Genomic DNA, 23,829 nt, shown 5'->3' with positions numbered 1-23,829 from the left:
TTCGTTTCCAGTTTCCATCTCGAAATACAGTCAGAAAGACGGCGTATCCCTGCGTTCTAATCAGCGCACTTGGGTTTGATAAGTCGCTTTGACTGTTGTTTTAGCTGCAAGTGAGGGAATCTGCAAACGGATATGGGTGTAAGCACTGGCTGGTGCTGGTTTTGTTTCCACTTTGCCGTTAGGAAGAGTAACTTTCACAGTGGGATTTTCGACAAAGCTACGTCCGCCATCAATGCTGTAAATAACTTTGGCATTGTTGGCGACAGTAGTAGAATTCAGCACGTAGACCATTCCTTTCGGAATAGGTTGATTAAAAGTTAAATTCTTGACTGGGCGATCGCTCTTATTTTCACCAGTTAAGGTATACCGCAACACATCTCCAGGTTGCACTACAACTTGACCTTTCAAAGGTTCCCATTTCTGACTTTGCTTACCCTGCTGATCCTGTGCTACTACTTGCTTTTCTGCTTCTAAGCGCAATTGAATTTGCCCTTGAGTTTTGATATTCTGAGCAACAGCACTTGTAGAATGCCATACATTTGCGATTCCCGGAATTTGACCGACAAATGGGACTGTAGCAATAAGTGCGAATGCTCCTAAACCTGCAAGAGAAACACGCTTCATATAAATAACCTCAAAAAACTTCCAGAATGTGAATTGTTGACTTATCTTTCCCAGCTTTTGGTAAGAAAAAGTCACTCTCCTATTTGCTTGCTGTTTGGGGTTGGGGATAAGGTCAAATAGTTCGCAGACTCTTCTGTACCAAAGCCTGCAAACTTCGGAGTCCCCAATCCCAAGGAATTAGTTCACCTTGCGTTGGAAGGTAAATGTTCTTTGAACGCCCGGTGCGATCGTGCCAGTTACGGTATTTATGTACTTAGCAACATCAGTACTTACTGTAGTTCCAGTTTGATCGATACCAAGGTTACTAGCTGGATTACCATTGAAGAATTGGATAGTTGAAGCTCCAGAATCTTTAGCTGAACCAACAATGTTGCTAGTATCAATTTGAGTGTTATTGTCGTTGTCTAGCGCCCAGTTGTTGGGGGTTTGCGTACCATCTTCAGTAATCACAACTTTGTTAGCATTCAAAATCACGTTACCGCTTCCAGCTTGAGGATCGGAAATATTACTGTATTGAATTTGGTACTCAATAATGTTTCCTGGTGCAGGCTTCTTCGGAGTAGTACTGAATGTACCATCAGTCCCTTGTACTGCTGGGCCAGTTCCTAATAGAACTCGTGACATCTTCACCATTTTCAGGAAACCAGTGTAAACGCGATCGATGGAGATGTTGTTAACCTCACCAGTATCAACTGCACCATTATTATTAGTGTCAATAAAGGCAGTAATCGGTACTGGGAAGCCCTTATTGATATCGGTTGATAGTTGCGTACCAGCCGGTAGGTCAACTTCTACGCCATAATTTACACTGCTCCCAGCAGCAACACCAGAGATTTTAATTGGTGTATTATTGGCTGCTAGGGTGAAAGTGCCAACGTTATTGGTGATGCTGTAAGTATAGACAGCAGATTGGCTGTTATAGCTAACAGTCACCTTTGTACCATTAGGCAAATCTGTAGCTGTAGCTGGTACTGTTGGTACTATCGTAATGTCATTAGGGTTAGTCCCACTGTTCTTAATTGTGTTAGTGAAACCAACTGATTGTGGGTCAAGCGTACTACCAGGTGATGTATTAGGAGGAACAAAAGAGGATTTGTTTGTGAAGTCGTCGTTATTATCTGTTGGGCCAACAGCATCCGGTGCATTATTCGGCCCGTTTAAAAGTGAGTTTGCTTGGGCGACTGAAACTGTGTAGACGTTGACATTTCCTGTAACAGAATTACCACCTTGGTTGTTATTACCTGTGTCAGTTTGATTGGCGGGAACTGTACCAGGATAATAGCCAGAGTCTACTGTAGTAGGAAAGACTCCATTAGTGGGGTTGATGTTATCTGGATTTTGATCGCCTGAATCGTCAAAGAGTAGAGGGCTATTTGGATCTCCAGCAGTTTTACCGAACACTTGAGCGATGTTGTTAACATTTGTCGCTGTTGTTCCTGTGATTCCAGTGGTCTTTACTTGTACTGTAAAACCTGTAACGGTTGTCCCAGTGGCAACTGAAGAGATAGAGTTAGGATCGTTAATAAAACCAACCCGTTTAACTACACCACCTGTAACATTAGCACTGTTAGTTTTCCACAAAGCCTGATCGGCAGTTGTAGTTGTAGGATCTTCACCAGCGTAAACCACTATCCACCCTGAAGGAGCAGTTGGGGTTCCATTAAGAGTTGTTAATGCTGGAAGTGCATCAGAAACTAAGATGCGAGTAACTGCACTACCATCTACATTGATGGTTGTACCAGCTAAAGCTGCGGGTGTTAGCCCACGATTGGTTACGTCGTTACTCTCAACTCGCAAGCTTAAACCATAAGTCAGCACATCATCATTGAGTACAGAAGGGTTACCAGCGTTATAGCCTGTCCGAGTTTTGAGTATTGTGGCTAGAGCAACAGTTTTAGCTGTGTTGCCTACTTGAATTTGCTGGGTAATACTAGATTCTCGTGTACCGTTAACTGGTATGCCAGGAACTTCCCCGCCACCTGCGTTATCAGCATTATCTACAGTATAAACGTCACCACCATCGGGACTCCGCAGTTGGTTTTGGGCATCACCAGGAGTGTTACCAAGGGTAACTTTAATTACGTCGCCCGATTGAGCGCCAGTCTGTACAGTTACCGGCACACGCACCAACACAGTACCACTAACCGGAATTGAGGGTGTATCTACACCACCAGCTGTTACGTTTGTCCAAGTTGCGCCACCATCAGTACTATATTGCAGTGTGCCACTAGCTGGTGTTACCCCATTTTTATCAGCAGGAAGTATACCAGAAACCGTACCAGGCCCAGTTGTTGTTGCTTGGTTGGGAATATGGAATTTGGTGGGGTCGTTACCTACGTTTGTTAGGGTGTAGGTGTAGGTTAATAAATCGTTAACTCCAACAGTGCCACCATTGTTATCTGTAACACCCGACGCTGTAACAGTAATACCCGCAACCTCTGCTACAGTCACGGTAACAGTATTAGAGGTGGAATTTATAGTTGTCCCTGGATTGTTGGGATCTTCATAGGTTGCTGTCGCAGTGTTACTGATAGATGTACCCCCAGTAGTTCCGTCAGCTAATACAGGCGCGATAAATTGGAAAAGGCTACCAGTTAATAATGCTGTTGCTACTAGAGATTGGTAAACTTTACGCTGCTTGTTGACAGATTGATTCCGATTTACCATAGAAGTAGTTTGTTTGTTTGCTGAACTTGTATCTTGGATTTTGAGACAGGATAAAGTTCGGCAATTCCTTAAAGAACTGCCGATTATAGCCCCCCAAATCTTCAACCTTTGGGGAATGCCTATTTAAGGAGTTAAATTATTGACACTCCTAGCCGTATTGAGCCAATAACCAGAAATAATTTCTCTACTTGTTTTACGCTTACCCTTGAAAATCAAGGCTGGCAATCGCAAATATGTGTAATTTATTACTGTGTTTTGCTGACTTATCAATGTATATAGAAATGTAGCTTTTAAAGCAAAAAAAATCTTCCGTGTAAATAAGTAACTTCTCTGGCTGTGAATGAGTGCATCAAAGCGGAGAAATTAGCTTTATTTTGGCAACACACATATAAATTTTAATGATTTAACTCAGACTCTAGGAAGACTAGAAGCTATATTTGAAGACGTTTTTGAGTTTTGGCTGTCAGAAATCTGTATTACTCTGTGGAGTTATTTAGATTAAAAAATTGAAAGTTAACTAAGCGATCTAGATTGCTTAAATGAGATAGCATTTTAACTAAATGCAATTTAATCATAACTTTGATGCGATTTAGTCATAGTTATTGACAGTATTAATCCTGAGTATTCTAGGCTATTTTATTTTTTTTTAACATTGATAGTATAAGTACAAGTACTAAATATAGGAATTACTGATATTAAAGTTTTACAAGAATGATTCCATTCAACACTAAACATACCCGATAAAAATAGTCGGGTATGTTTGACTGGTATTTTTGCTCGTGTTAGTATCAGGCGACAGTCGACAGACAAACAGGGAAAGCTAGTTTATGACTCAGGCAATTACAACCCAAACCCAAACCAGCACTGCCTACTTTCAAGCCTTGAAGTGTAAAGAATGTGGTGCAGAATATGAACTCAAGGCCAGCAATGTTTGTGAGTTATGTTTTGGGCCATTAGAAGTAAAGTATGACTACAACGCCCTACGTCTAACTGTCACTCGTGAAACAATTCAAGCTGGCCCCAATTCCATTTGGCGTTACCGTCCCTTTTTGCCTGTCGCAACTGATAATGTTATAGATGTGGGAACGGGGATGACTCCCTTGGTTCGTTCTCACCGTCTTGCTCGTCGCCTGGGTCTAAACAAGCTTTATATAAAAAATGATGCCGTGAATATGCCCACCCTGAGCTTTAAGGATCGGGTGGTATCAGTTGCCCTGTCGAGAGCGCGAGAGTTGGGTTTTACTACTGTTTCTTGCGCTAGTACTGGTAATTTGGCAAATTCTACAGCGGCGATCGCAGCTCACGCCGGTTTAGACTGCTGTGTATTTATCCCCGCAGATTTAGAAGCCGGTAAAATTCTCGGTAGTCTGATCTACAGTCCCACCCTAATGGCCGTCAAGGGCAACTACGATCAAGTAAATCGTCTCTGTTCAGAAGTTGCTAATACACATGGCTGGGGTTTTGTCAATATTAATTTGCGTCCTTATTACTCTGAAGGTTCTAAGACGCTAGGTTTTGAAGTTGCAGAACAACTAGGCTGGGAACTACCCGATCATGTTGTTGCTCCTTTGGCATCTGGTTCGCTGTTTACCAAAATTTATAAAGGATTCCAAGAATTTGTCGAAGTTGGTTTAGTAGAAAACAAGAGCGTTCGTTTCAGTGGCGCTCAAGCTGAAGGTTGTTCACCCATCGCCCAAGCCTTCAAAGAAGGACGCGACTTTATTAAGCCAGTTAAACCAAATACAATTGCGAAATCGCTAGCGATCGGCAACCCGGCAGACGGCATTTATGCTGTGGAGTTAGCTCAGAAGACTGGTGGTAACATTGAATCAGTCAATGATGCCGAAATTATTGATGGCATCAAGTTGCTGGCAGAAACCGAAGGCATCTTCACAGAAACGGCTGGTGGTACAACCGTTGCCGTGCTGAAAAAACTGGTAGAAGCTGGCAAAATCGATCCAGATGAAACTACCGTGATTTACATTACTGGTAATGGTCTGAAAACTCAAGAAGCAATCCAAGGCTACGTTGGCGAACCCTTGACTATTGATGCGAAACTCGATAGTTTTGAACGTGCCCTAGAGCGATCGCGTACTCTAGATCGCTTGGAATGGCAACAAGTCCTCGTTTAAGTAAGAGTTAGGAGTTAGGAGTTTTTTATTCATAACTCTTTACTTTATTCTTCACTGCTCACATCTCACCCCTTACAGATGACTCCTTACTCCTAACTCTTCACTCTTACTCCTTACTAACTCTTCACTCTTCACTTTGTACTTCTATGGCTGTAAAAGTTTTAGTTCCTACAACTCTTCAGAGTTTTACTAATAATCAAGCTACTCTAGAATCCACCGGCAGCACTATTGCTGAATTGTTAGATTCCTTAGAACAAAGCTTTCCTGGTATTAAATCTCGGTTGTGCGATGAACAAGGTAAACTACGTCGGTTTGTAAATTTTTACGTCGATAGCGAAGATATCCGCCATTTAGATGGTATTAACACAACTCTTAAAGATGGCGATGAAGTAAGTATTGTCCCAGCTGTCGCTGGTGGTTAATATAGAGAACCCCAAATCAGTAGAAACCTGACGATACAACTCTTTGAAAGATTACCCCATTCCCAGTCTCAGACTGGGAATTCTCATCAGTGGGCTGCCGCCTCCCTTACTCGCGGCAGGGACGCTTTTCATTTTGCTAACTATGCAGTAATTATCTGAGAAAGTCTTTGTCGCCAAGACTCATTGTCATCGATAGTTAAGATAATCCGTTTGTAGGATTCATCTCGCAATTGAATCGTTAAATAATTTGTCTCTCGATTTACATACCAAAACTCTTTACCACGGTTAGTGTAATAAGTTCCAGCCTTAATCACTCCAGGAATAAAGCTACCAGGGGCACGCAATTCTCGCCAATTACTTTGGGGTTCGGCTGTCGTAACTTGTTCAATATGGGCTAGTGATATTTGCCAAAGTTTATTCAAGCGAACAGCTAGCAGTTGCTCTTGAAACGTAAATTCTATCTGCAATTTATCATCAACTATACTTAGGTTCATGATGAATTTTGTTGCCAGTAATTTTTTCTCTAGTATTACCTACAAACATCCGATCATAATCAGTATTTGATGGGGATTGGCAAGTGCCAAAATTATCTACTATGACTGTGAAATTAACGACAAGCATTCCCAGTTTCGGAGGGGGAACGAGACAATTTCTAAAAGCTTGTACTAGATTAATTTTCACGTTAAGTCGATACCAATGGACACTGCCGTGCCCCTACACGTTGCGATGTAATGTTGTACCTTATCTGAATGGGAACCGCTATATCTGAACTGTATTGATTTATATTCTAGTTTTATTGGTAAGTACTTGGCAATTTGGCAGATTGTAATTAGAGTATTTTGATATATTGCAGAAATTACCAAGATGTTTTTACTTATTATACAGAGGACGGGCTAACCCCCGTCTTTTTTGTTGCTGATTACATTTTAGGATTAAATTACAATCAAGTAGTTGTATGACTATCTTTAACATTTATATTAATACACCCTGACTTATGGCAGATTAATTTTATATTCTAGGTATTCAGTTATACCGAGCAATCCGCTATCAGGTTTCAAGATATTTGCACACATCTTATAGGAAAATGCCCTATGAAATGAATAATGGGTAAATTGACTTGGGATGTTGTTATGCACTGGATTTATATAAAGGTTTGGCTCACCACCAAACCTTTTTTATATCTATTTAAAATTGGGTATGAGGCATTATAAAACAAGAGCGAGAATTCAGAATTCAGAATACTCTACCCATAAAAGGATAGAGTTTTAAGGTGAGAATATTTTAATTTTTTTCGCCCACTAGGGGCGAAAGCGCATACCGAGACGTTCGCGGTAGCGTCTCATAGAGAAGTACGGTTTTAACCAATATTCAGACGCGACTCGAAAACACTCGCTACCGCTACGCACCCACTCGTACAGAATTCATACTGTTAGCGGTAGCGGGGCGTTTAGCCCATTCTGACTTCTGAATTCTTCTTATCAAATAGATTTTCATTGTTTTATTGTAAGCAATTAGGTATAAGCCTCTATCAAGACTTAAGTTCTATAAGATTTTATCGGCAAGCAGAATTAAAAACTGAAAGTACTCCGCAAAATGCCAATAGTAACTGAATCACTATTTGGTGTGTTACCAGGCTGGATAAGATGAATTATTCCTGGTGTAATGCTGATATTATCTGATAATTGGAAACGATAAAATGCTTCAATTTGAGTAGTTGTTCCTGGTTGTCCACCGGCACGTCCTAAACCTGTATTGATAAAATCAGGGACATTATTTCCTACAGGTAAGTCGCTACTGGTGATTTTAGGAGGTTGACCGACATAAATTCCGCCCAAATTTCCTTTAGCAAATAAATCAGGGAAATTCAAAAACACCATATAATTTGTTGTCTCTACATTTCCCAATTGCCCAGGAATGTAAGATTTAGTATAACCACCCCATGCGCCTGCGCTAATGCGGGGAGAAATTTGCCAAGTTAAAGTTGCACCCACGGCGTTGGTTTGTAGAGGTGCTGATTTTCCAGTCGTAGTATTAACCGCAGTTAAGCATTCATCACCAACAAAGGTTAGCAAACAACCATCTGAAGCGTAATTATTAACGTAGTATAAACTTAAATCTAGAGTATCGGTTGGTGTCAGCAGCAATTGCACACCTGTAGTAGTGGTTCCATCAAATAAACCGCTATCTTTACCAGTATTTCCTGGTTTATAACTAGTATAAATTGCCTGCAAACTAGCGCGTTTAGCAAATTGCCAATCAATAGCTATACCGCCGTGACCGTATCCCATATTTAAAATTGGGTTTCTTTGGGCAAAATAAGACAATGGCCCGGTTGCAGCACTTTCTACCCGATTGGGGCCTCGGAAAGCAGCTGGCATACTTACACCTTCTGTTCCTACCATTACTGCTAATGTATCTGTTATCAGCCAATGAAAATTGAGGTCACTTACAATTAAGTTACTTGTAGGAAATTCGTAGCCAAGTAAAACATCATTCCGAGAAACACTATTGGTAAATCTAGGTGTAGTTTTCCCTTTACCATCTATAAGACCTGTAAATAAGTAGCTATTGGGAGTGATTTGACTAGTTAAATATAGCTGCGCCAGGGAAATAACATTAGTGTTTGTCCCTGCATCATTTGTATCTTTTTGTCCATCTCTAGGATTAACATCACCACGATTGCTAGTCCGTCCTTGAATGCCAACTATCAGTAGTCCACTGAGTTTAGTTGTTGTTGAGAATTTGTTGGCTTCAATTTCGGTGGTTTTGGCTTCTAAACTATCGACACGACCCCGCAAAGTTGCTAATTCAGGGGCAAATTCTGACTGCAATTTTTGTAATGTTGCTAAATCTTCGCGAGTGACTAAATCGTTGGTGGCTGTAGTGATTAATTCGTTGACTCTATCTAAACAAGCATTCACACCCGCAGCAAATTCATAGCGAGTTAAGGCGCGATTACCGCGATAGCTGCTATCTGGATAGCCTGCTATACAACCATAGCGTTCTACCAAAGACTGTAATGCTTGGAATGCCCAATCGTTGGGTTGTACGTCTTTGAGTTGAGATACCGATGTAACTTGCGCCATCGGTTCTTCTGGGGAGAGAGAAGGAGACGAGGGAATAATATTATCACTCTTAACTCCTAACTCCTGAGTAGTTTCTGTATTTACGTACTCTTGTGCTAGTACTTTTTGTGCAACTCCATTTACTCCTGCAACAAGTAACCATGCAAGCATCCATGTTTTGCAATGATTGCGGCTAATAAATCTACCTTTCAATTTTTTACACTCTGCTCACATACTTAAGTGAAGAGTGTATTCGCGATCATCTAGTGTTCACATGGGGACATTTACGGATTTTGTCCCAAATTAGACTTAATGCTTCTAGGCAACTTCTGCAAGGACGAGTATAACAGGGTATTGGGGACTGGGGACTGGGACTGGGGCTTGGGGACTTGGGACTGGGTACTGAGGACTAGGAAGGAGTTTTCTCAACCCCTAATCCCCAATCCCCAATCCCTAATCCCTAATCCCCAATCTATGGCAAATCGCTCACGCAAGCCGACGCCTAAAGCCTCGAAACTAAATAAACCTCGTGCTGGTGCAATGAAACGTGTCGCTAAAAATCCCCAGAAAAAGCTAAAACGGGGAAGTTGGTTGTCGTCAATGTTAGCGATGTCTACGACGGGCTGCGCCTACGCAATTCTATTCATTAGTGCTAGTCTAATTGTGGCTTTTGCCTGGATTAGTATTCTCTTCATATTCAATCCAGATCAAGTAAGTTGGCTAAATAAAATTTTACCTGCATGGGCACAAATCCCCCTTGGAAAGCACGAACGTCCCCAAACTCTCAAACAAATTCAACTCGATTTGAATAAAAAAAACCAAATATTTGGAGAACCTCTGCCTTTAAATCAAAATACGGAAACCTCATTTTTACTGCCAGTTTTTCAACAGCGTGCTAATTGTCAATCTGATTGTAAAGAACTTGTCGAACTCAGGGTTTACGAGTTATCAGTTGAGTTAGAGTTTAAATCTCAGTCAGAAAATTACTACTATTTAGCGACTCAATTACCTGTAACGGGGCCAGAGGAATTTTTTATAACTTCTCCCTGGCTTGATGAGATATCAGAATCCCCAGATATCAGCATTCCCTTACCTTTAACTCAAGTGCAACGCTTTGAAGGTGGGACACCATCACCAGGAGTTTGGTTTAATTTGCGGGGTCAACGCCATCAAGAAACTGGTGCTATCGCCTACGGTCAAATAGTATACTACAATCCAGAACGCAGAAATTTACTACAAATGCTGTCTTGGAGTAGTCCGAATGGACAATTGCCCAAATGGCAGCAGGTAACTGGTGATAGTAGCAAAGAATTAGTTGTCGATCAAACAGTAGGTTTAGAACCGCACTTACAGGTTTACCAAGTCAAGTCTCTGAAGTTATTCCTTAAACCAATTCAATTAGAGGCAATTACCCTCAAATCACCAGCCCTCAAAGATTATGGATACCAAAATGCCCTGTCAATTGCCCGTACTGGACTGTGGACACCAGCTTTTGAATGGTTAAAATTTATCAAGAAACAGCACAAAGGAATTTTGCCAGAGGCGGCGCAAGCGCAAATGGATTTGATTCGCTTGCATTCCCAATTTACTCAAACCCAAGCCCAGAAAATTTGGGTAAGTCCTAGTCAAGAGGTGTTGGCAGATTTGATTGATGGTCGCTGGGGGAAAGCTTTACAGGTGTTTGAAGCCTCGCCACATAATTCTCAAGAAATAGCGACTCTACTTAAAGCTGATAAAAAACGATTGTGGAATCGGATAGCGGCGGCGTTGCGGGTGAACCCAAATAGACAAGAGGTGCAAGCTTGGTTTGCTTTGATTTTAGCGGTTCAACAGGGAGAAGGACATGCTAATTCTTGGTTAAAGGCGCAACCAAAAATTACCAAAGAAAATCTTGATTATATTCAAGGTCTGTTAGCAAGACTTAATGGTGAGATTACAAAGTCGCAAATATCTAGTCAGATTGTTGGTACGGTGCAGCCAATCGCTCAAGTTACTAGTAGTGAGTGGCTGCAAGCAAATTCTACCGCAGACCTGAAACTCACGGATAATCAAGTTTGGTATCAAGTGGAGGTGAGTGCATTTAATGACGGTAAACGCTGGCTAAATTCCCCTTTTGAGAATTTGAACCCACCTAAAACTGACGCCGCCAAATTTTTTTGGAAAACTTTGGGAATCACTTCTGACCCTGAAATCCAGATTGTGGTCTGGTTGCCTAATGGAGAACAAAAAATTAGTATAGCCGCTATCAAAGCGGTGCAACTACGGGGTAAAGTTTTGCGCCTATTAGCTGCTGACCCAAAAATCCCAGAGAATCAAAATGATGTTCTTCAACCCAAACCTTTAGCCCTGACCAATGCAGCACTGGAATGGGTGCAACCATCTCCCATTACTCTACGAGAACTATATCAACAAAATCCCCAAGGGGTGAAGGTAATATTATCAAGTGTGTGGCAATCTTTGCAGGAATCTGGCGAAATTCTGGCTGGTGCTATTCCTACCTTTGAGGAGATGCAGGAAAAATTGGGTGATTGGCCGGTTCAAGTAATTGATTTAACAAATAACGCTCAACCAGAAATAATACTGACTATCTCACCAGAAGCAATAGCATCTCTGAATCAGTCTAAACCGGAAATTTCGGCGGAAAATACAGAGCAACGCCGTGACCGAACTATAATTTTGTCTGATAGCAATGAAGTTATTTACACTGATTTTACAGGAAATGACTTACAAAGACTCTCTGCGATCGCCAAGCTTTCGGGCGTGCAATCTCTAGCTTTACTGGTAGAAAATGCTCATAACTACAGTTTAAAGCGCTGGTCGGATAAAAATCAGCGCTTTGAATAGCACGCCCTCCATTCAAATTTAGACTAGAAATGGACAAGGCGATCGCTCTACAAAATAGACTTATTCTTTTTGGTTAGTTTCGGCTAGACGTTGATGTTTTAGGTTTTCTAACTGCTGCAACAGAGAATCTACCTCTGCTTGTAAATGCAGCAATTTAGCTTGCTGATCGTCTTGGTAGTAAGACTTAGTTAACTTACTGACCCAGTTAGCTTGGGACTGGCAATCGGAAACACTAGATAAATAAGTAGGCATCGTTAATTAAATCCACAATTTAACTCACACCATTAGAAATATTATAATAATGCTCTTTTAAGCTTTATTAAATTATTGTATATTTTCAATCAATTACTCTAATGGATTCTTGGTTCAATCATAAGAGACGGTGATTAGAATGGCTGGGTTCCAAATAAAACATCGGCTAAAGCGTGCGAAGCTTCCGTCCACTCGAAGTTACTTAGAACTATTTAATTTGGTGGACTGTCAATTATGGCTGTACTAAATTATTATGACTGTTTTTAAGTAATTTACGCAAGAAATTATATGTAGACTACATCAAGAATTACGCCAAATTATGAAAGAACTACTTGTTGACGCATGTCAACTGTCAGCTAAAACTCTTTTCCAGTCTATAGAGTGGGAACTAGACAACCTCCAAAAACTTGAATAGAGAAATCTATGTATATTTCCGCAGTGAAAAATAAGAGTTTCAGAGAGTTCTTGCGTAAGTCTGAATACGTTTGCCAATCGTTTCGGGAGCATCTCACTTTTATAAAAACACACCTTGCGCTTGTGAATGGAATGAGACTGTTAGTCAATTCACAGTGGGTTTGATCAAAGAAGCGGAGGGGCAGGGGGCAGGGAGAGCAAGCCCTGCCTCTCTTCTGTGGGGCAGAACATGGGTATGTTGGCGAAGCGTCTCGCAGAGAAGCCCCGCCTTTCTAGGGCGCTCTTACGCAAACCGAGAGTACAATCGGGCGCTCAATTTTCCCCCTTGCTCCCTGCCCCCTGCTCCCCTGCTTCTTTTGATTCCTCACCCCTAAAACATTGGTTTGGCGTTGCATTCCCGCCCTGAAATAAATTTCGGGCTAATAGCTCAAGTCCGTTGAAACGGACTGAAATCAGAGTAATCATGAATGATGGGTTAAGTAAGCCAGCACGATAAAACCAAACTGTATAAAGAAAAGTAAACAAGGCTCAAACTCTTTTCCCCCCTGTTCCCTGCGTTATCCCAACGATAATTATTTACGCCGACCTTACTTAGACCCCCTATTAATTCGCCAACAGTCTCATGAAATTCGCGGACATACAGACAAAACCCACCTCCGTGGGTTTCAAATTCTTTGAGTCCGCATAGGCGGACGAAAGTTTGTGTAGCGGCGATTTACAATCGCAGCCTGGTATTTTTGCTAAATTTGTTGAACTGAAGGTTGCTATGGCAGTTATGATAAACTGACATTCTAAATAAAAAATAAAAATACCAAATTTAACGCCTGCACCACAAAAAATAATATTCTTAATTGAATTAAGGGACTCATAACTGGGAACTGGCAAGGAAAAATTCACTTTCTTCGTCTTACCCATTCTGCCTTCCCGATTTCGCACTCTCTAAATATCCAATCCTTACATTAATAAATTTTAAATCCCGTGACTTTGAGCCTGTCTGTTGCTACATCCCATCGCCAACCCTGGCCTGGACTGATAGAAGCCTATCGCGAATATTTGCCTGTCAGCGAAAACACACCGATTGTGACTCTGTTGGAGGGTAACACGCCTCTCATCCCAGCGCCAGCGATCGCAGAACGTATTGGCAGACAAGTACGGGTTTTTGTCAAATATGACGGTCTCAATCCCACCGGCAGTTTCAAAGACCGGGGAATGACTATGGCAATTTCCAAGGCCAAGGAAGCAGGGGCAAAAGCAGTAATTTGTGCCAGCACAGGCAACACCTCAGCAGCCGCCGCCGCTTATGCTAGACGTGGAGGGATGAATGCCTTTGTACTGATTCCCGACGGTTATGTGGCGCTGGGTAAATTGGCACAAGCGTTGCTGTATGGGGCAGAAGTATTGGCAATTAAAGGTAATTTTGACCAAGCCCTAGAAATTGTCCGCGAGATGGCCGAAAGCTATCCGATTACTTTGGTGAATTCGGTCAATCCCTACCGCCTAGAAGGACAGAAAACAGCAGCTTTTGAAATTGTCGATGCCCTGGGTGATGCCCCAGACTGGCTATGTATCCCTGTAGGCAATGCGGGAAATATAACAGCATATTGGATGGGATTTTGTCAATATCATCAAGCGAGAAAGTGCGATCGCTTACCCCGAATGATGGGATTCCAAGCCGCAGGTGCAGCCCCCTTAGTACACGGTAAGCCAGTGGCGCATCCCGAAACCCTAGCGACAGCAATTCGCATTGGCAACCCTGCTAGTTGGGACTTAGCGATCGCAGCCCAAACCGCCAGTCAGGGAAATTTCCACGCCGTTACCGATGCCGAAATTCTCGATGCTTATCGACTATTAGCAGCATCAGAAGGTATCTTCTGCGAACCTGCTAGCGCCGCTTCTGTCGCTGGGTTGTTGCAGGTGAAAGACCAAGTTCCTACAGGGGCGACAGTAGTTTGTGTCCTCACAGGTAATGGTCTAAAAGACCCGGATACAGCCATTAAACACAATCACAGTCAATTTCAACAGGGTATTGCAGCAGAATTGGGCGCAGTAGCCAAGGCAATGGGATTTTAGGGTATTGGAGACTGGGTATTGGGGACTGGGCAATAATCAATAGTTTTTCTTCCCCTGCTTCCCCTGCTCCTCTACCTCCCCTGCTTCCCCTGCTTCCCCTGCTCCCCTGCCTCCCCTACGCCCCCTTCTCCGCCGCCTCTGCTCGTTCGCGTGTCAAGCTATCAATGGCATCGCCCAAGGCAGTAGTTAGGCTATTGCGGCTTTGGGCGTGGTTATCTTGCTCAGTTTTCAAAGCTTGCAAAAGGCGATCGCGTTCTTTAATTACAGCGATGAGTTTAGCTTGCAAGTCCTCGACAGATTTTAGCTGCTCTATTTCTTGTTCGATAGCTTTGACTGTTGTCCCAGCTTCCAGCGTCCCTGTTTCAAGACCTTGGAGTTTGTGCAAATCTGCTTTGAGAGATGCGATCGCCTGTTGGGAGAGTTGGGCATCTGTGCGGCGTTGTTCTGCTTCTGTGTTATAAAGCTGACGCCATTTTTGGGCACTTTCCCAAGCAGCATCGCGCTCGTGTTGTAGGAATGCCATCTGCTCTTTGATTGTCTGGATTTCTGTCAACCACTGCTGGCTTAAGTCTTGATTCATAAATTAATAATCATCGGTCGAGAGTCAACAGTTATTATTCTGCTATCCCAGATTGCTTTATGTCTCTATATCTGATGAGCTTTCATGGTTAACGTTTATTTTGTAAACTTTGAATGGTAGCGATCGCATGTTTTGCCACAATATCAATCTCCTCTTCTGTATTAAACCTGCCAATACCAAACCGCACTGAGGCATAAGCTAGCTGTTGGGGATGTCCCAGTGCTGTGAGAACATGGGAAGGTGCAGTATTTGCCGACGAGCAAGCAGAACCAGAAGATATAGCCATTACTGGCTGTAATCCTAGCAAAAGTGCAGATCCATCCACTCCCTCAACACTGATATTCAAGTTTCCTGCCAATCGTTCTTGAGGGTGTCCGTTGAGATGAATTCCCTCAACTTGCTTCATCTGTTCCCACAATCTTTGTCTTAACTGAGTGAGGCGTTGGTTTTCTGTTGCTTGTTCAGCCAAAGCGATTTCTACAGCTTTCCCAAAGCCGACAATTTGCGGTGTATACAATGTACCAGAACGCATTCCCCGTTCATGTCCGCCGCCGTGCTGCTGGGGAGCTAGTTGTACTCTGGGGTTACGTCTGCGGACGTACAGCGCTCCAATGCCTTTGGGCCCATATACTTTATGGGCTGTTAGTGACATCAAGTCAATTTTCATCGCTTGTACATCCAAGGGGATTTTACCAATAGCTTGGGCTGCGTCGGTGTGGAAAATGATATTGCGATCGCCTCCAGCACCACCTAGCCCATCGCGGCATATTTCTCCAATTTCTGCCAAAGGCTGTAACACGCCAATTTCATTATTTGCAGCCATCACCGATACCAAAATCGTTTCAGGACGTAAAGCTTTTTTTAACTCAGTTAAATCAATCAATCCATCTTTTTTAACAGGGAGAATAGTAATTTCAAAACCGAGACTTTTTAAATAATTACAAGGATCAATAACTGCACTATGTTCTGTGGCGACAGTAATAATATGCTGACCTTTTTTAAAATAAGTTTCGGCAACACCTTTAATAGCTAAATTATTTGCTTCTGTTGCACCACTGGTAAAAACAATTTCTTCTGGAGTAGCGTTGATTGCTGCCGCTAAAATTTCTCGCGTTTGCTTAACAGCGGCTTCTGCTTCCCAACCATAAACATGACTAATACTTGCTGGGTTGCCAAATTTTTCTGTGAAGTAGGGGAGCATTGCTGCGAGTACCCGTTCATCTATAGGTGTAGTAGCGTGACCATCAAGGTAGATAGGACGAAGAGACATAATTATTAACTCAAACTTTGACTTAGTTTTCTTAAAATTTTGAGAACTTGATATAATTCATTTTCTCGCTTTAAAAGAGTGAATTCATCAGAAAGAGCATACTTGAATGTATTTTGCTTACTCAATTTAATGAAAAGAAAATGACTTCCATTAGTCACTAATCCAAATACAGGTTTGTCTGGATTATGATTACCCAACATATAAGCCAGTGCTTGGGGTATGGCTGCTAAAATAGAAAAGCTAGCTCTTTTCGATTCAATTACTAACAGCCACAATTTTTCTTTAATAACTAGAACATCAATGCGCCCTCTAATAATTTCTTCTTCATCCTCTAAGGTAATTTCTAGAGATTCTTCAGTAGTCAGAAAAAATGGTTCACGATAGAATCCTGCCAAGTCTAACAAAGGAGATAAAACTACCATTTTGACTGCATTCTCTAAGATTGGTGGATGTTTGACCAATCTCATAAAATTAGTTTTAACTCTGTCTAGATATTGTTTTTCTATATCTGTGATTTCTGGCAGAGTGTCAAACCACTCTGTAAAAAAATCTTCACCTTCAGTTTGTTGTAGACCAAATCTTGCTTCTAAATAAGTAAGACTGACGTTATGAGCTTGGATGACTTCAACCATAATTATTTCAAGTTGTGAAAAGTCTAATTTCTTTCTTCAATCATCACATCAGCAGTTTCTAGAGCAATTTTATATAGGATTGCTGTCACTATACTTATATCCAATTGCGTTACGTAGCAGCTAATTCCCGTAATTTAGTTAAAACTGCCTGAGCATGACCTTTGGTTTTTACATTAGGCCAAGCATAGACAATAATTTTATCAGGTGAAATTAAAAAAGTTGAGCGAGCAACACCCATATATTCCTTGCCCATAAATTTTTTCAAGCGCCAAGCGCCGTAGGCTTCTATCAGAAGATGTTCTGGGTCACTCAAGAGGGTGATTGACAAGTTATGTTTGCTGATAAATTTACAATGGGACTTACCCGAATCTGGACTTACGCCTAAGATTTTCGCTCCTAATGCGCTGAAGTCTTGATACAAATCGGTGAAATCTTTCGCTTCGGTGGTACAGCCAGGGGTGTCATCTTTGGGGTAAAAATAGAGAACAATCCACTGACTGCTGAGATCGTCGAGAGTGACCGAATTGCCATTTTGATCGAGAGTAGAGAAATCTGGTGCTAGTTGTCCGACTTGGGGAATGTTGCTCATGATGGGGATGTGAGAGATTGTGTAAACGTAGCAGGTCGTATCTTAGATACTGATGTCATGAAGAAGAATTCAGAATTCAGAAGTCAGAATGAATTAGTGGGGGATTGAGACCTGCAACTGTTTTGTTGCACCACTAAATCAAAGATTTAGTGGTGGTCTTAAACACCTGGATTCAGACGCGACGCTCGAATACTCGCTATCGCTGCGCTATCTACTCTTTCGTTCAAAATTCATTCTGTTAGCGGATAGCTAAGGTTTAGCCCATTCTGGCTCCTGACTCCTGAATTCTGTTTCGATAAAATTGAAGAAAATATGACAAAAAAAGTGAAAAATTCCGCATCAAAGCTATTGATAACATTGGCATTCAGTTGTATGAGTGTGATACTCAATACTGGTATAGCTCATCAAATAGGTTTAGCGAAATCAACTAATCCTCAAAAATGTAATATTTTTGCCTACGTCATAGATACAGATCAGCAAGGTTTAAATGTGCGGAGTGGCGCAAGTACAAACAACATAATTCTAGGGCAAATACCTATAAACGAGACAGTTCAGGTTATTAGTGCTATTGGAAATTGGGTGCAGATTACTAATGCTAGTGATGGTTTTCAAGGAACTGGATGGGTATTTGTGCCAAAATTAGGTTTAACAACGCGGGGCTACGGCACTAATGGCGTGAATTTCTATGCTAGTACCAGTCAACAAAGACAAAAGGTGGGAAGAATTCCTGCTAATAGGGCTATCAAATTGCTAGGCTGTCAGGGAGATTGGGCACAAGTGGAATATCAAGGTGTTAAAGGTTGGTTGGCAAAGGAAGATCAATGTGGTGCAGCCCTTACCAGTTGTTCTTAGTACAACCCACGGGAGCATCTCGATGAGTGTAAAAACACACCTTGCCCTGGCGAATAGAATGAGACTGTTGGCGAATTAATAAGGGGTCTAACCCATCATTAGTCACTACTCTAATTTCAGTCCGTTGAAACGGACTTGAGCTATTAGCCCGAAATTTATTTCCGGGCGGGAAAGCAACGCCAAACCAATGTTTTAGGGGTGAGGACACCGTGAATTGACCAACAGTCTCATAGAATTCGCGACTATACGAGACTGAGACTTTACCCACCTCCGTGGGTTTCAAATTATTTGAGTCCGCGTAGGCGGACTTGGTTTGTGTAGCTACTATTTCTAATCGCCTAGTATATTTGCTTAGTTGAGCTTTAGCAATATTTTTGTTAAGTTATCACCTAACTTTTCAATAGATTCTTGCTGTTTAGGATCTTTTAATGTGCCATCAGGGTTGAAGGCTTCGTAAGCTTTGGGTACGGCTATTTGGTCGGGAAGTACCAAAACTTTGATGTTTCCTAAAATAGACCGCAGGTGAACCAACCCCCGCAAACCACCAAGGGCACCAGGGGAAGTACTCAGAATGGCAGCAACCTTACCTGCAAAAGCCGCTAATGGTGCTTCATTTGGGGCTGGACGGGACGCCCAGTCAATAGCGTTCTTTAAAACTGCTGTGAGTGAACTGTTATATTCCGGCGAAGCAATCAGCAATCCTTGATGAGAAATCAGCAAATCTTTGAAAGTACGAGCGTTGCTAGGTGGCCCTTGTTCAGCTTCCAAGTCTTCATCAAACAGAGGTAAAGGCAAATCGCGGAGGTCTATATAAGTCACTTCTGCGCCTGCTGCTTTAGCGCCAGTAGCCGCGATTTTTACCAATTTTTTGTTGTAAGAATCAATTCGAGTGCTGCCAGCAAAGGCCAGGATTTTAGGTGTAAATGCCATAGTTTTAGGTTGAATGGGAAGGATTGGCTAGTTCAGCTGCATTATCCTGTTTTCAGGCGATCGCTATTTGCTACCTTTAGAGTTTCTTTAGAAATTCTCGTTATGACTACCCTGTTTTAGAAAAGTTTCAGGAATACAAGAAAAGCGGCAAATTTCTATTGTTCTAAAAATCTAGTGATTGAGATTTTAATTAGTACATTGTAAGGGTACATATCTGTGAAACCCTACACATTTTTTCACATCCCATAAAGGGCTTCCAAATCAAAAAAATCCCGACCAGATTGGATAATTTATTTGTTGTAAATGCCGAAAAATGTTAAAATACAGTAACTTGCCAAGTTTACCGTATTTTGTGCAAAAACCTATAAAAAATACTTGATATTATGAATATCAATACCCAGTGGATCAAAACAGATGTACTCGTCATTGGCGGTGGTACAGCAGGAACAATGGCAGGTATCAAGGCAAGACAAGCCAATCCTGATGCAGATGTGCTGATTTTAGAAAAGGCTAACATCCGCCGTAGTGGTGCGATCGCAATGGGTATGGATGGTGTGAATACCGCAGTCATTCCCGGACATTCCACACCAGAACAATACGTGCGCGAAATCACCCTTGCTAACGATGGGATTGTCAACCAAAAAGCCGTTTATCAAACAGGCAAATTAGGTTATGAAGTCATCCAAGAATTAGAAAGCTGGGGTGTGAAATTTCAAAAAGATGCCCAAGGCAATTATGACTTAAAACAAGTGCATCGTGTGGGTAAATATGTCTTACCCATGCCAGAAGGAAAAGACCTCAAAACAATTCTTACCCGCCAAGTCAAACGCCACAAAGTCAAAGTGACCAATCGCGTCATGGCAACCCGTGTATTAGTCAAAGAAGGACGTGCTATTGGGGCGGTGGGGTTTGATGTTAGAAGCGGAGATTATATTGTCATTCAAGCGAAAGCAGTCATCCTGTGTACAGGTGCTTGTGGCAGATTAGGATTACCTGCTTCTGGCTATCTCTACGGCACTTATGAAAATCCTACCAATGCTGGAGATGGCTATTCAATGGCTTATCATGCCGGTGCAGAACTTAGTAATATTGAATGCTTTCAAGTTAATCCTTTAATCAAAGATTACAACGGCCCCGCCTGTGCTTATGTCGCTGGGCCTTTTGGCGCACATACAGCCAACGCCGAAGGAAATCGCTTCATTAGTTGTGACTATTGGAGTGGTCAAATGATGTTGGAAATCTGGAAAGAATTAAATTCTGGAAAAGGGCCAGTCCAACTTAAAATGACCCATCTTGATGAAGATACAATCGCTGAAATTGAATCTATACTGTGGGCGAATGAACGACCAAGTAGAGAACGTTTTCATCAAGGCAGAAATGAAGATTATCGCACCCACGGCGTAGAGATGCACATTTCCGAAATTGGCTTATGTAGTGGTCATAGCGCCTCTGGTGTGTGGGTGAATGAAAATGCTCAAACAACCGTCACAGGTTTATATGCAGCCGGAGACATGGCTAGCGTTCCTCATAATTACATGATTGGGGCATTTGTTTTCGGTCGCATAGCTGGAACTCATGCCATTGAATATATTCAAAATTTAGATTTTATCGAACCAGATACAGGTTTTTTAGAAGCTGAAAAAGCCAGAATTTATGCACCTTTAACTCGTCCGAATGGTGTACCTCATACTCAGGTAGAATATAAATTAAGACGCTTAGTTAATGATTATCTGCAACCACCCAAATCAGGTAATAAAATCGAGATTGGTTTAAAACATTTTGTCCAATATCAAGAAACATTAGATTTAATGGGCGCTCGTGATCCCCATGAATTGATGCGTAGTCTAGAAGTGCATTTTATTCGCGACTGTGCAGAAATGGCAGCCAGAGCATCATTATATCGTCAAGAAACTCGTTGGGGTCTTTATCATTACCGCTTAGATTATCCCGAAAAGAATGATGAAGAGTGGTTTTGTCATGTCAACTTAAAGAAAGATGAATTAGAGCAAATGATATTGTTTAAGCGTCCTGTTGATCCTTACATTGTGGGTGTGGATATAGATCATGAAATTTATGATATAGCAGCGAGATAAAAATGAAATATTTATTTTGGGATTTTGATCATACACTAGGTTATCGTCAAGGGATGTGGAGTGAAACATTACATTCAATTTTAATATTGAATGGAATCTACAATATAGATTTAGAAGATATTCGACCATTCTTGAAGAATATCTTTCCTTGGCACTCGCCTGAAACTCCCCATAGTTTATTGTTTAATGAAAAAACATGGTGGGAATACATGAATGAATACTTTGCAGGCATATATGAGAGAGTAGGGATAAATAGAAATCAGTCAATAAAATATGCTTTTCAAGTCCAAAATGAATATAAAAATATTGAAAAATGGCATTTATATGATGATGTAATTCCTACTTTACAATATACAATCAATAATAATTATAAAAACATAATTCTCTCAAATCATATACCTGAACTACACGAAATAATAACTAGATTAAATATTACAGAATACTTTGAAGAAATATATACGTCTGGAAAAATTGGATATGAAAAACCCAACCTCAAATTTTATGCTCATGTCCTCAATGATTTAAAGATTGAAAAAACAGAATGTATAATGATAGGTGATAGCTACAATGCTGATATCGCTGGAGCATTACGGGCAGATATACAAGCAATTTTAGTCAGGAAGCCTAATGATAAAAATTATAAATTTTATAGTCAAGATTTTAGAGGAATACTAAAAATAATTAGGAAAATTTCAACTATGAAATAAAGCATTTTCGGAAATTAAAGAATTAAATGAGTTATAAAGCCATAATTTTCGATCTCGATAATACACTGTTAAATTTTGAGCTATGTGAACGTCAAGCTATTCTGAAAGCGCTTGAAGATTGTGCAGTATCTTTAGATTTAAATAGAGTCAGTGAGACTAATTTTCTTCAAGTCTTTGAAACTTATAATTGCCATTATTGGAAACAGCGAGAAACCTTTTCTCCTAGTGAGTTAATAGAGATGTCTTATCGAAGTACACTTGCTCAATTAGATATACAAACAGATCAAATCAGCAATCTTGGTGAAAGTTTTTGGCATATTTTTAATCATTTTGCTGTAATGGAACCTGATGTAAATGAAGTGCTAACTGTTCTCGCACGCAATTATCGTTTGGCAGTTTCAGTAGAAAATCAGAGAGAAATATTATGGCTTTAATCAATCAAAGAATAGATGTTCCTGTGATAGTTGATGAATCAAAATGTTTAGAAAAATGTACAGCCTGTATTGAAGTTTGTCCCTTGGATGTATTGGCAAAAAATCCAGAGACGGGGAAAGCTTATATGAAATATGATGAGTGTTGGTTTTGTCTACCTTGTGAAAAAGAATGTCCAACCAATGCAATTACTGTACAAATTCCGTTTTTGTTGCGCTAGTTGTGTGCAGTGGTAGAAGAAGTAATTATTTCTAGAGGATTCAAAATGTCTGCAAGTAATAATCTGGAATTAAACCAATGGTTGGAAATGTTGCGATCGCCTGACGTAAATGATCGGATAGTAGCTGTAAAAACCTTGCAGCATTTAGGCGATGATGACACAATCGACGCTTTAATTATCGCTTTGAAAGATGAAAATGTTACTGTTCAGAAAATAGCAATATCTGCCCTATGGGAAATTGCTAATCCTGTTGCCATCCCTGCTTTAATTGAAAGCCTTGGTTCAGCAGATACAGATATTCGCACTGAAGCTGCATCAGCATTAAATGAGTTAATTACACAAGACGAATTGTTACTTTTACTAGATAAACTTCAAAGTAATGATGTAAATCTTCAATTAAATATTTTGGTGCTTTTGCGGAAGATACATGATATTCAATCTTTGCCATATATATTGCCATTTTTAGAATCAAAAAATCCTGAGTTAAGAGAAGTAGCCATTACAACACTGCGATATATCAATCAACTAGAAAAATGTCCGCAAGCTTTAAATCTAATCTTTGACGAGGAAGCAAGTGTACGTCGTGCTGCGGCTTTAACTTTAGAACATTTACAAGATGCAGAAGTGATTACAATACTTGCTCAAGCACTTACAAATGATAGTGATTGGCAAGTTCGCCGAAATGCAGCTAAATCTCTGACTATTCATGCAAATAATCAAGCAATTTCAGCATTAGAGATAGCTTTAAATGATGAACATTGGCAAGTGCGGAAATCAGCAGCACAAGCTTTGCAAAAAATTCCAGATATTCAAGTTATGCCGAGATTAATTCAAGCCTTAACAGATGAATATGCAGATGTACGCAAAGAAGCAGTAATTGCTCTTGGAAATTTAGCTCATCCCGACATTATTAACCCTTTGCAACAAGCCTTAGACGATCCTGATAAAGAAGTATCCATCCAAGCACAACGGGCGATTCAGAAGATTCAAACAGATACAATAGTCTCAAGAGAGCAGTAAATAACTAAGGGAAA

At 40.9% G+C, this 23,829-nt stretch carries 21 protein-coding genes; 10 read left to right on the top strand and 11 right to left on the bottom strand.

Going from position 1 to position 23,829, the window contains the following annotated elements:
- Nucleotides 1–60 precede the first annotated feature (60 nt).
- Together V7L31_RS07555 and V7L31_RS07550 are read right to left on the bottom strand one after the other, a co-directional pair.
- The gene (locus V7L31_RS07555) at nucleotides 61–624 is read right to left on the bottom strand and encodes a hypothetical protein (protein ID WP_334695671.1); all 564 of its coding nucleotides are present in this window, start codon (nucleotides 622–624) and stop codon (nucleotides 61–63) included.
- 177 nt (nucleotides 625–801) lie between these two features.
- On the bottom strand, nucleotides 802–3,291 hold the full coding sequence (locus tag V7L31_RS07550) for a beta strand repeat-containing protein (RefSeq protein ID WP_334695670.1): 2,490 nt from the start codon (nucleotides 3,289–3,291) through the stop codon (nucleotides 802–804).
- A gap of 827 nt (nucleotides 3,292–4,118) precedes the next feature.
- Between V7L31_RS07550 and thrC (V7L31_RS07545) the strand changes: the two genes are divergently transcribed.
- Nucleotides 4,119–5,423 carry a threonine synthase gene (gene thrC, locus V7L31_RS07545; RefSeq protein ID WP_179064723.1) on the top strand — a complete coding sequence of 435 codons (1,305 nt, stop codon included), beginning with the start codon at nucleotides 4,119–4,121 and terminating at the stop codon, nucleotides 5,421–5,423.
- 146 nt (nucleotides 5,424–5,569) lie between these two features.
- Complete coding sequence (locus V7L31_RS07540; protein ID WP_179064724.1) at nucleotides 5,570–5,845, top strand: ubiquitin-like small modifier protein 1; 276 nt, start codon at nucleotides 5,570–5,572, stop codon at nucleotides 5,843–5,845.
- Nucleotides 5,846–5,985: 140 nt separating this feature from the next.
- Here V7L31_RS07540 and V7L31_RS07535 read toward each other — a convergent pair whose 3' ends face one another.
- Complete coding sequence (locus V7L31_RS07535; RefSeq protein WP_334695669.1) at nucleotides 5,986–6,339, bottom strand: hypothetical protein; 354 nt, start codon at nucleotides 6,337–6,339, stop codon at nucleotides 5,986–5,988.
- A 1,074-nt stretch (nucleotides 6,340–7,413) separates the two neighbouring features.
- Nucleotides 7,414–9,081 (bottom strand): iron uptake porin, encoded by a 1,668-nt coding sequence (locus tag V7L31_RS07530; protein ID WP_334695668.1) that lies wholly within the window; start codon nucleotides 9,079–9,081, stop codon nucleotides 7,414–7,416.
- A 303-nt stretch (nucleotides 9,082–9,384) separates the two neighbouring features.
- On the opposite strand from V7L31_RS07530, the gene V7L31_RS07525 reads away from it, so the two are divergent.
- Complete coding sequence (locus V7L31_RS07525; RefSeq protein WP_334695667.1) at nucleotides 9,385–11,754, top strand: hypothetical protein; 2,370 nt, start codon at nucleotides 9,385–9,387, stop codon at nucleotides 11,752–11,754.
- 60 nt (nucleotides 11,755–11,814) lie between these two features.
- On the opposite strand, the gene V7L31_RS07520 is transcribed toward V7L31_RS07525, so the two are convergent.
- Nucleotides 11,815–12,006 (bottom strand): hypothetical protein, encoded by a 192-nt coding sequence (locus V7L31_RS07520; protein ID WP_334695666.1) that lies wholly within the window; start codon nucleotides 12,004–12,006, stop codon nucleotides 11,815–11,817.
- A gap of 1,392 nt (nucleotides 12,007–13,398) precedes the next feature.
- Here V7L31_RS07520 and thrC (V7L31_RS07515) point away from each other — a divergent pair.
- Nucleotides 13,399–14,490: a threonine synthase gene (gene thrC / locus V7L31_RS07515; RefSeq protein ID WP_334695665.1), complete on the top strand. Its 1,092-nt coding sequence runs from the start codon at nucleotides 13,399–13,401 to the stop codon at nucleotides 14,488–14,490.
- Between the two features lie 115 nt (nucleotides 14,491–14,605).
- Here thrC (V7L31_RS07515) and V7L31_RS07510 read toward each other — a convergent pair whose 3' ends face one another.
- The 4 genes from V7L31_RS07510 to bcp all read right to left on the bottom strand — a co-directional run bounded on the left by V7L31_RS07510 (nucleotide 14,606) and on the right by bcp (nucleotide 17,561).
- Nucleotides 14,606–15,070, bottom strand: coding sequence for a hypothetical protein (locus tag V7L31_RS07510; protein WP_334695664.1), 465 nt, complete (start codon nucleotides 15,068–15,070; stop codon nucleotides 14,606–14,608).
- Nucleotides 15,071–15,158: 88 nt separating this feature from the next.
- Complete coding sequence (locus V7L31_RS07505; protein WP_334695663.1) at nucleotides 15,159–16,340, bottom strand: cysteine desulfurase family protein; 1,182 nt, start codon at nucleotides 16,338–16,340, stop codon at nucleotides 15,159–15,161.
- Between the two features lie 5 nt (nucleotides 16,341–16,345).
- A complete protein-coding gene (locus tag V7L31_RS07500) occupies nucleotides 16,346–16,972 on the bottom strand; it encodes a type I restriction endonuclease (protein ID WP_334695662.1) in 627 nt (208 codons plus the stop codon).
- A gap of 109 nt (nucleotides 16,973–17,081) precedes the next feature.
- Nucleotides 17,082–17,561, bottom strand: coding sequence for a thioredoxin-dependent thiol peroxidase (gene bcp, locus V7L31_RS07495; RefSeq protein WP_334695661.1), 480 nt, complete (start codon nucleotides 17,559–17,561; stop codon nucleotides 17,082–17,084).
- A gap of 312 nt (nucleotides 17,562–17,873) precedes the next feature.
- On the opposite strand from bcp, the gene V7L31_RS07490 reads away from it, so the two are divergent.
- Nucleotides 17,874–18,413: an SH3 domain-containing protein gene (locus tag V7L31_RS07490; RefSeq protein WP_442944373.1), complete on the top strand. Its 540-nt coding sequence runs from the start codon at nucleotides 17,874–17,876 to the stop codon at nucleotides 18,411–18,413.
- Here the strand turns inward: V7L31_RS07490 and V7L31_RS07485 are convergent.
- Nucleotides 18,397–18,696, bottom strand: a complete 300-nt coding sequence (locus V7L31_RS07485) for a hypothetical protein (protein WP_334695659.1) — start codon at nucleotides 18,694–18,696, stop codon at nucleotides 18,397–18,399. The two genes, V7L31_RS07490 and V7L31_RS07485, sit on opposite strands and share 17 nt — an antisense overlap.
- Nucleotides 18,697–18,764: 68 nt before the next feature.
- Entirely contained in the window at nucleotides 18,765–19,343 is a 579-nt protein-coding gene (locus V7L31_RS07480; RefSeq protein WP_334695658.1) for an NADPH-dependent FMN reductase, read from the bottom strand.
- Between the two features lie 383 nt (nucleotides 19,344–19,726).
- Here V7L31_RS07480 and V7L31_RS07475 point away from each other — a divergent pair, with 383 nt between their 5' ends.
- The 5 genes from V7L31_RS07475 to V7L31_RS07455 are packed head-to-tail and all read left to right on the top strand — an operon-like array spanning nucleotide 19,727 to nucleotide 23,815.
- Nucleotides 19,727–21,436 (top strand): fumarate reductase/succinate dehydrogenase flavoprotein subunit, encoded by a 1,710-nt coding sequence (locus tag V7L31_RS07475; protein WP_334695657.1) that lies wholly within the window; start codon nucleotides 19,727–19,729, stop codon nucleotides 21,434–21,436.
- Nucleotides 21,437–21,438: 2 nt separating this feature from the next.
- The gene (locus tag V7L31_RS07470) at nucleotides 21,439–22,143 is read left to right on the top strand and encodes an HAD family hydrolase (RefSeq protein ID WP_334695656.1); all 705 of its coding nucleotides are present in this window, start codon (nucleotides 21,439–21,441) and stop codon (nucleotides 22,141–22,143) included.
- 26 nt (nucleotides 22,144–22,169) lie between these two features.
- A complete protein-coding gene (locus V7L31_RS07465; RefSeq protein WP_334695655.1) occupies nucleotides 22,170–22,577 on the top strand; it encodes an HAD family hydrolase in 408 nt (135 codons plus the stop codon).
- Complete coding sequence (locus V7L31_RS07460; RefSeq protein ID WP_012408944.1) at nucleotides 22,568–22,795, top strand: 4Fe-4S dicluster domain-containing protein; 228 nt, start codon at nucleotides 22,568–22,570, stop codon at nucleotides 22,793–22,795. The genes V7L31_RS07465 and V7L31_RS07460 overlap by 10 nt, the downstream gene beginning before the upstream one ends.
- 45 nt (nucleotides 22,796–22,840) lie before the next feature.
- Nucleotides 22,841–23,815, top strand: a complete 975-nt coding sequence (locus V7L31_RS07455; RefSeq protein WP_334695654.1) for a HEAT repeat domain-containing protein — start codon at nucleotides 22,841–22,843, stop codon at nucleotides 23,813–23,815.
- The last annotated feature ends 14 nt before the right edge of the window (nucleotides 23,816–23,829 follow it).

The sequence above is a fragment of the Nostoc sp. genome, assembly GCF_036916655.1.
Taxonomy (GTDB): domain Bacteria; phylum Cyanobacteriota; class Cyanobacteriia; order Cyanobacteriales; family Nostocaceae; genus Nostoc.
The sequence above is the reverse complement of the archived record's forward strand: the minus strand, read 5'-3'. Positions and strand labels throughout refer to the sequence as shown.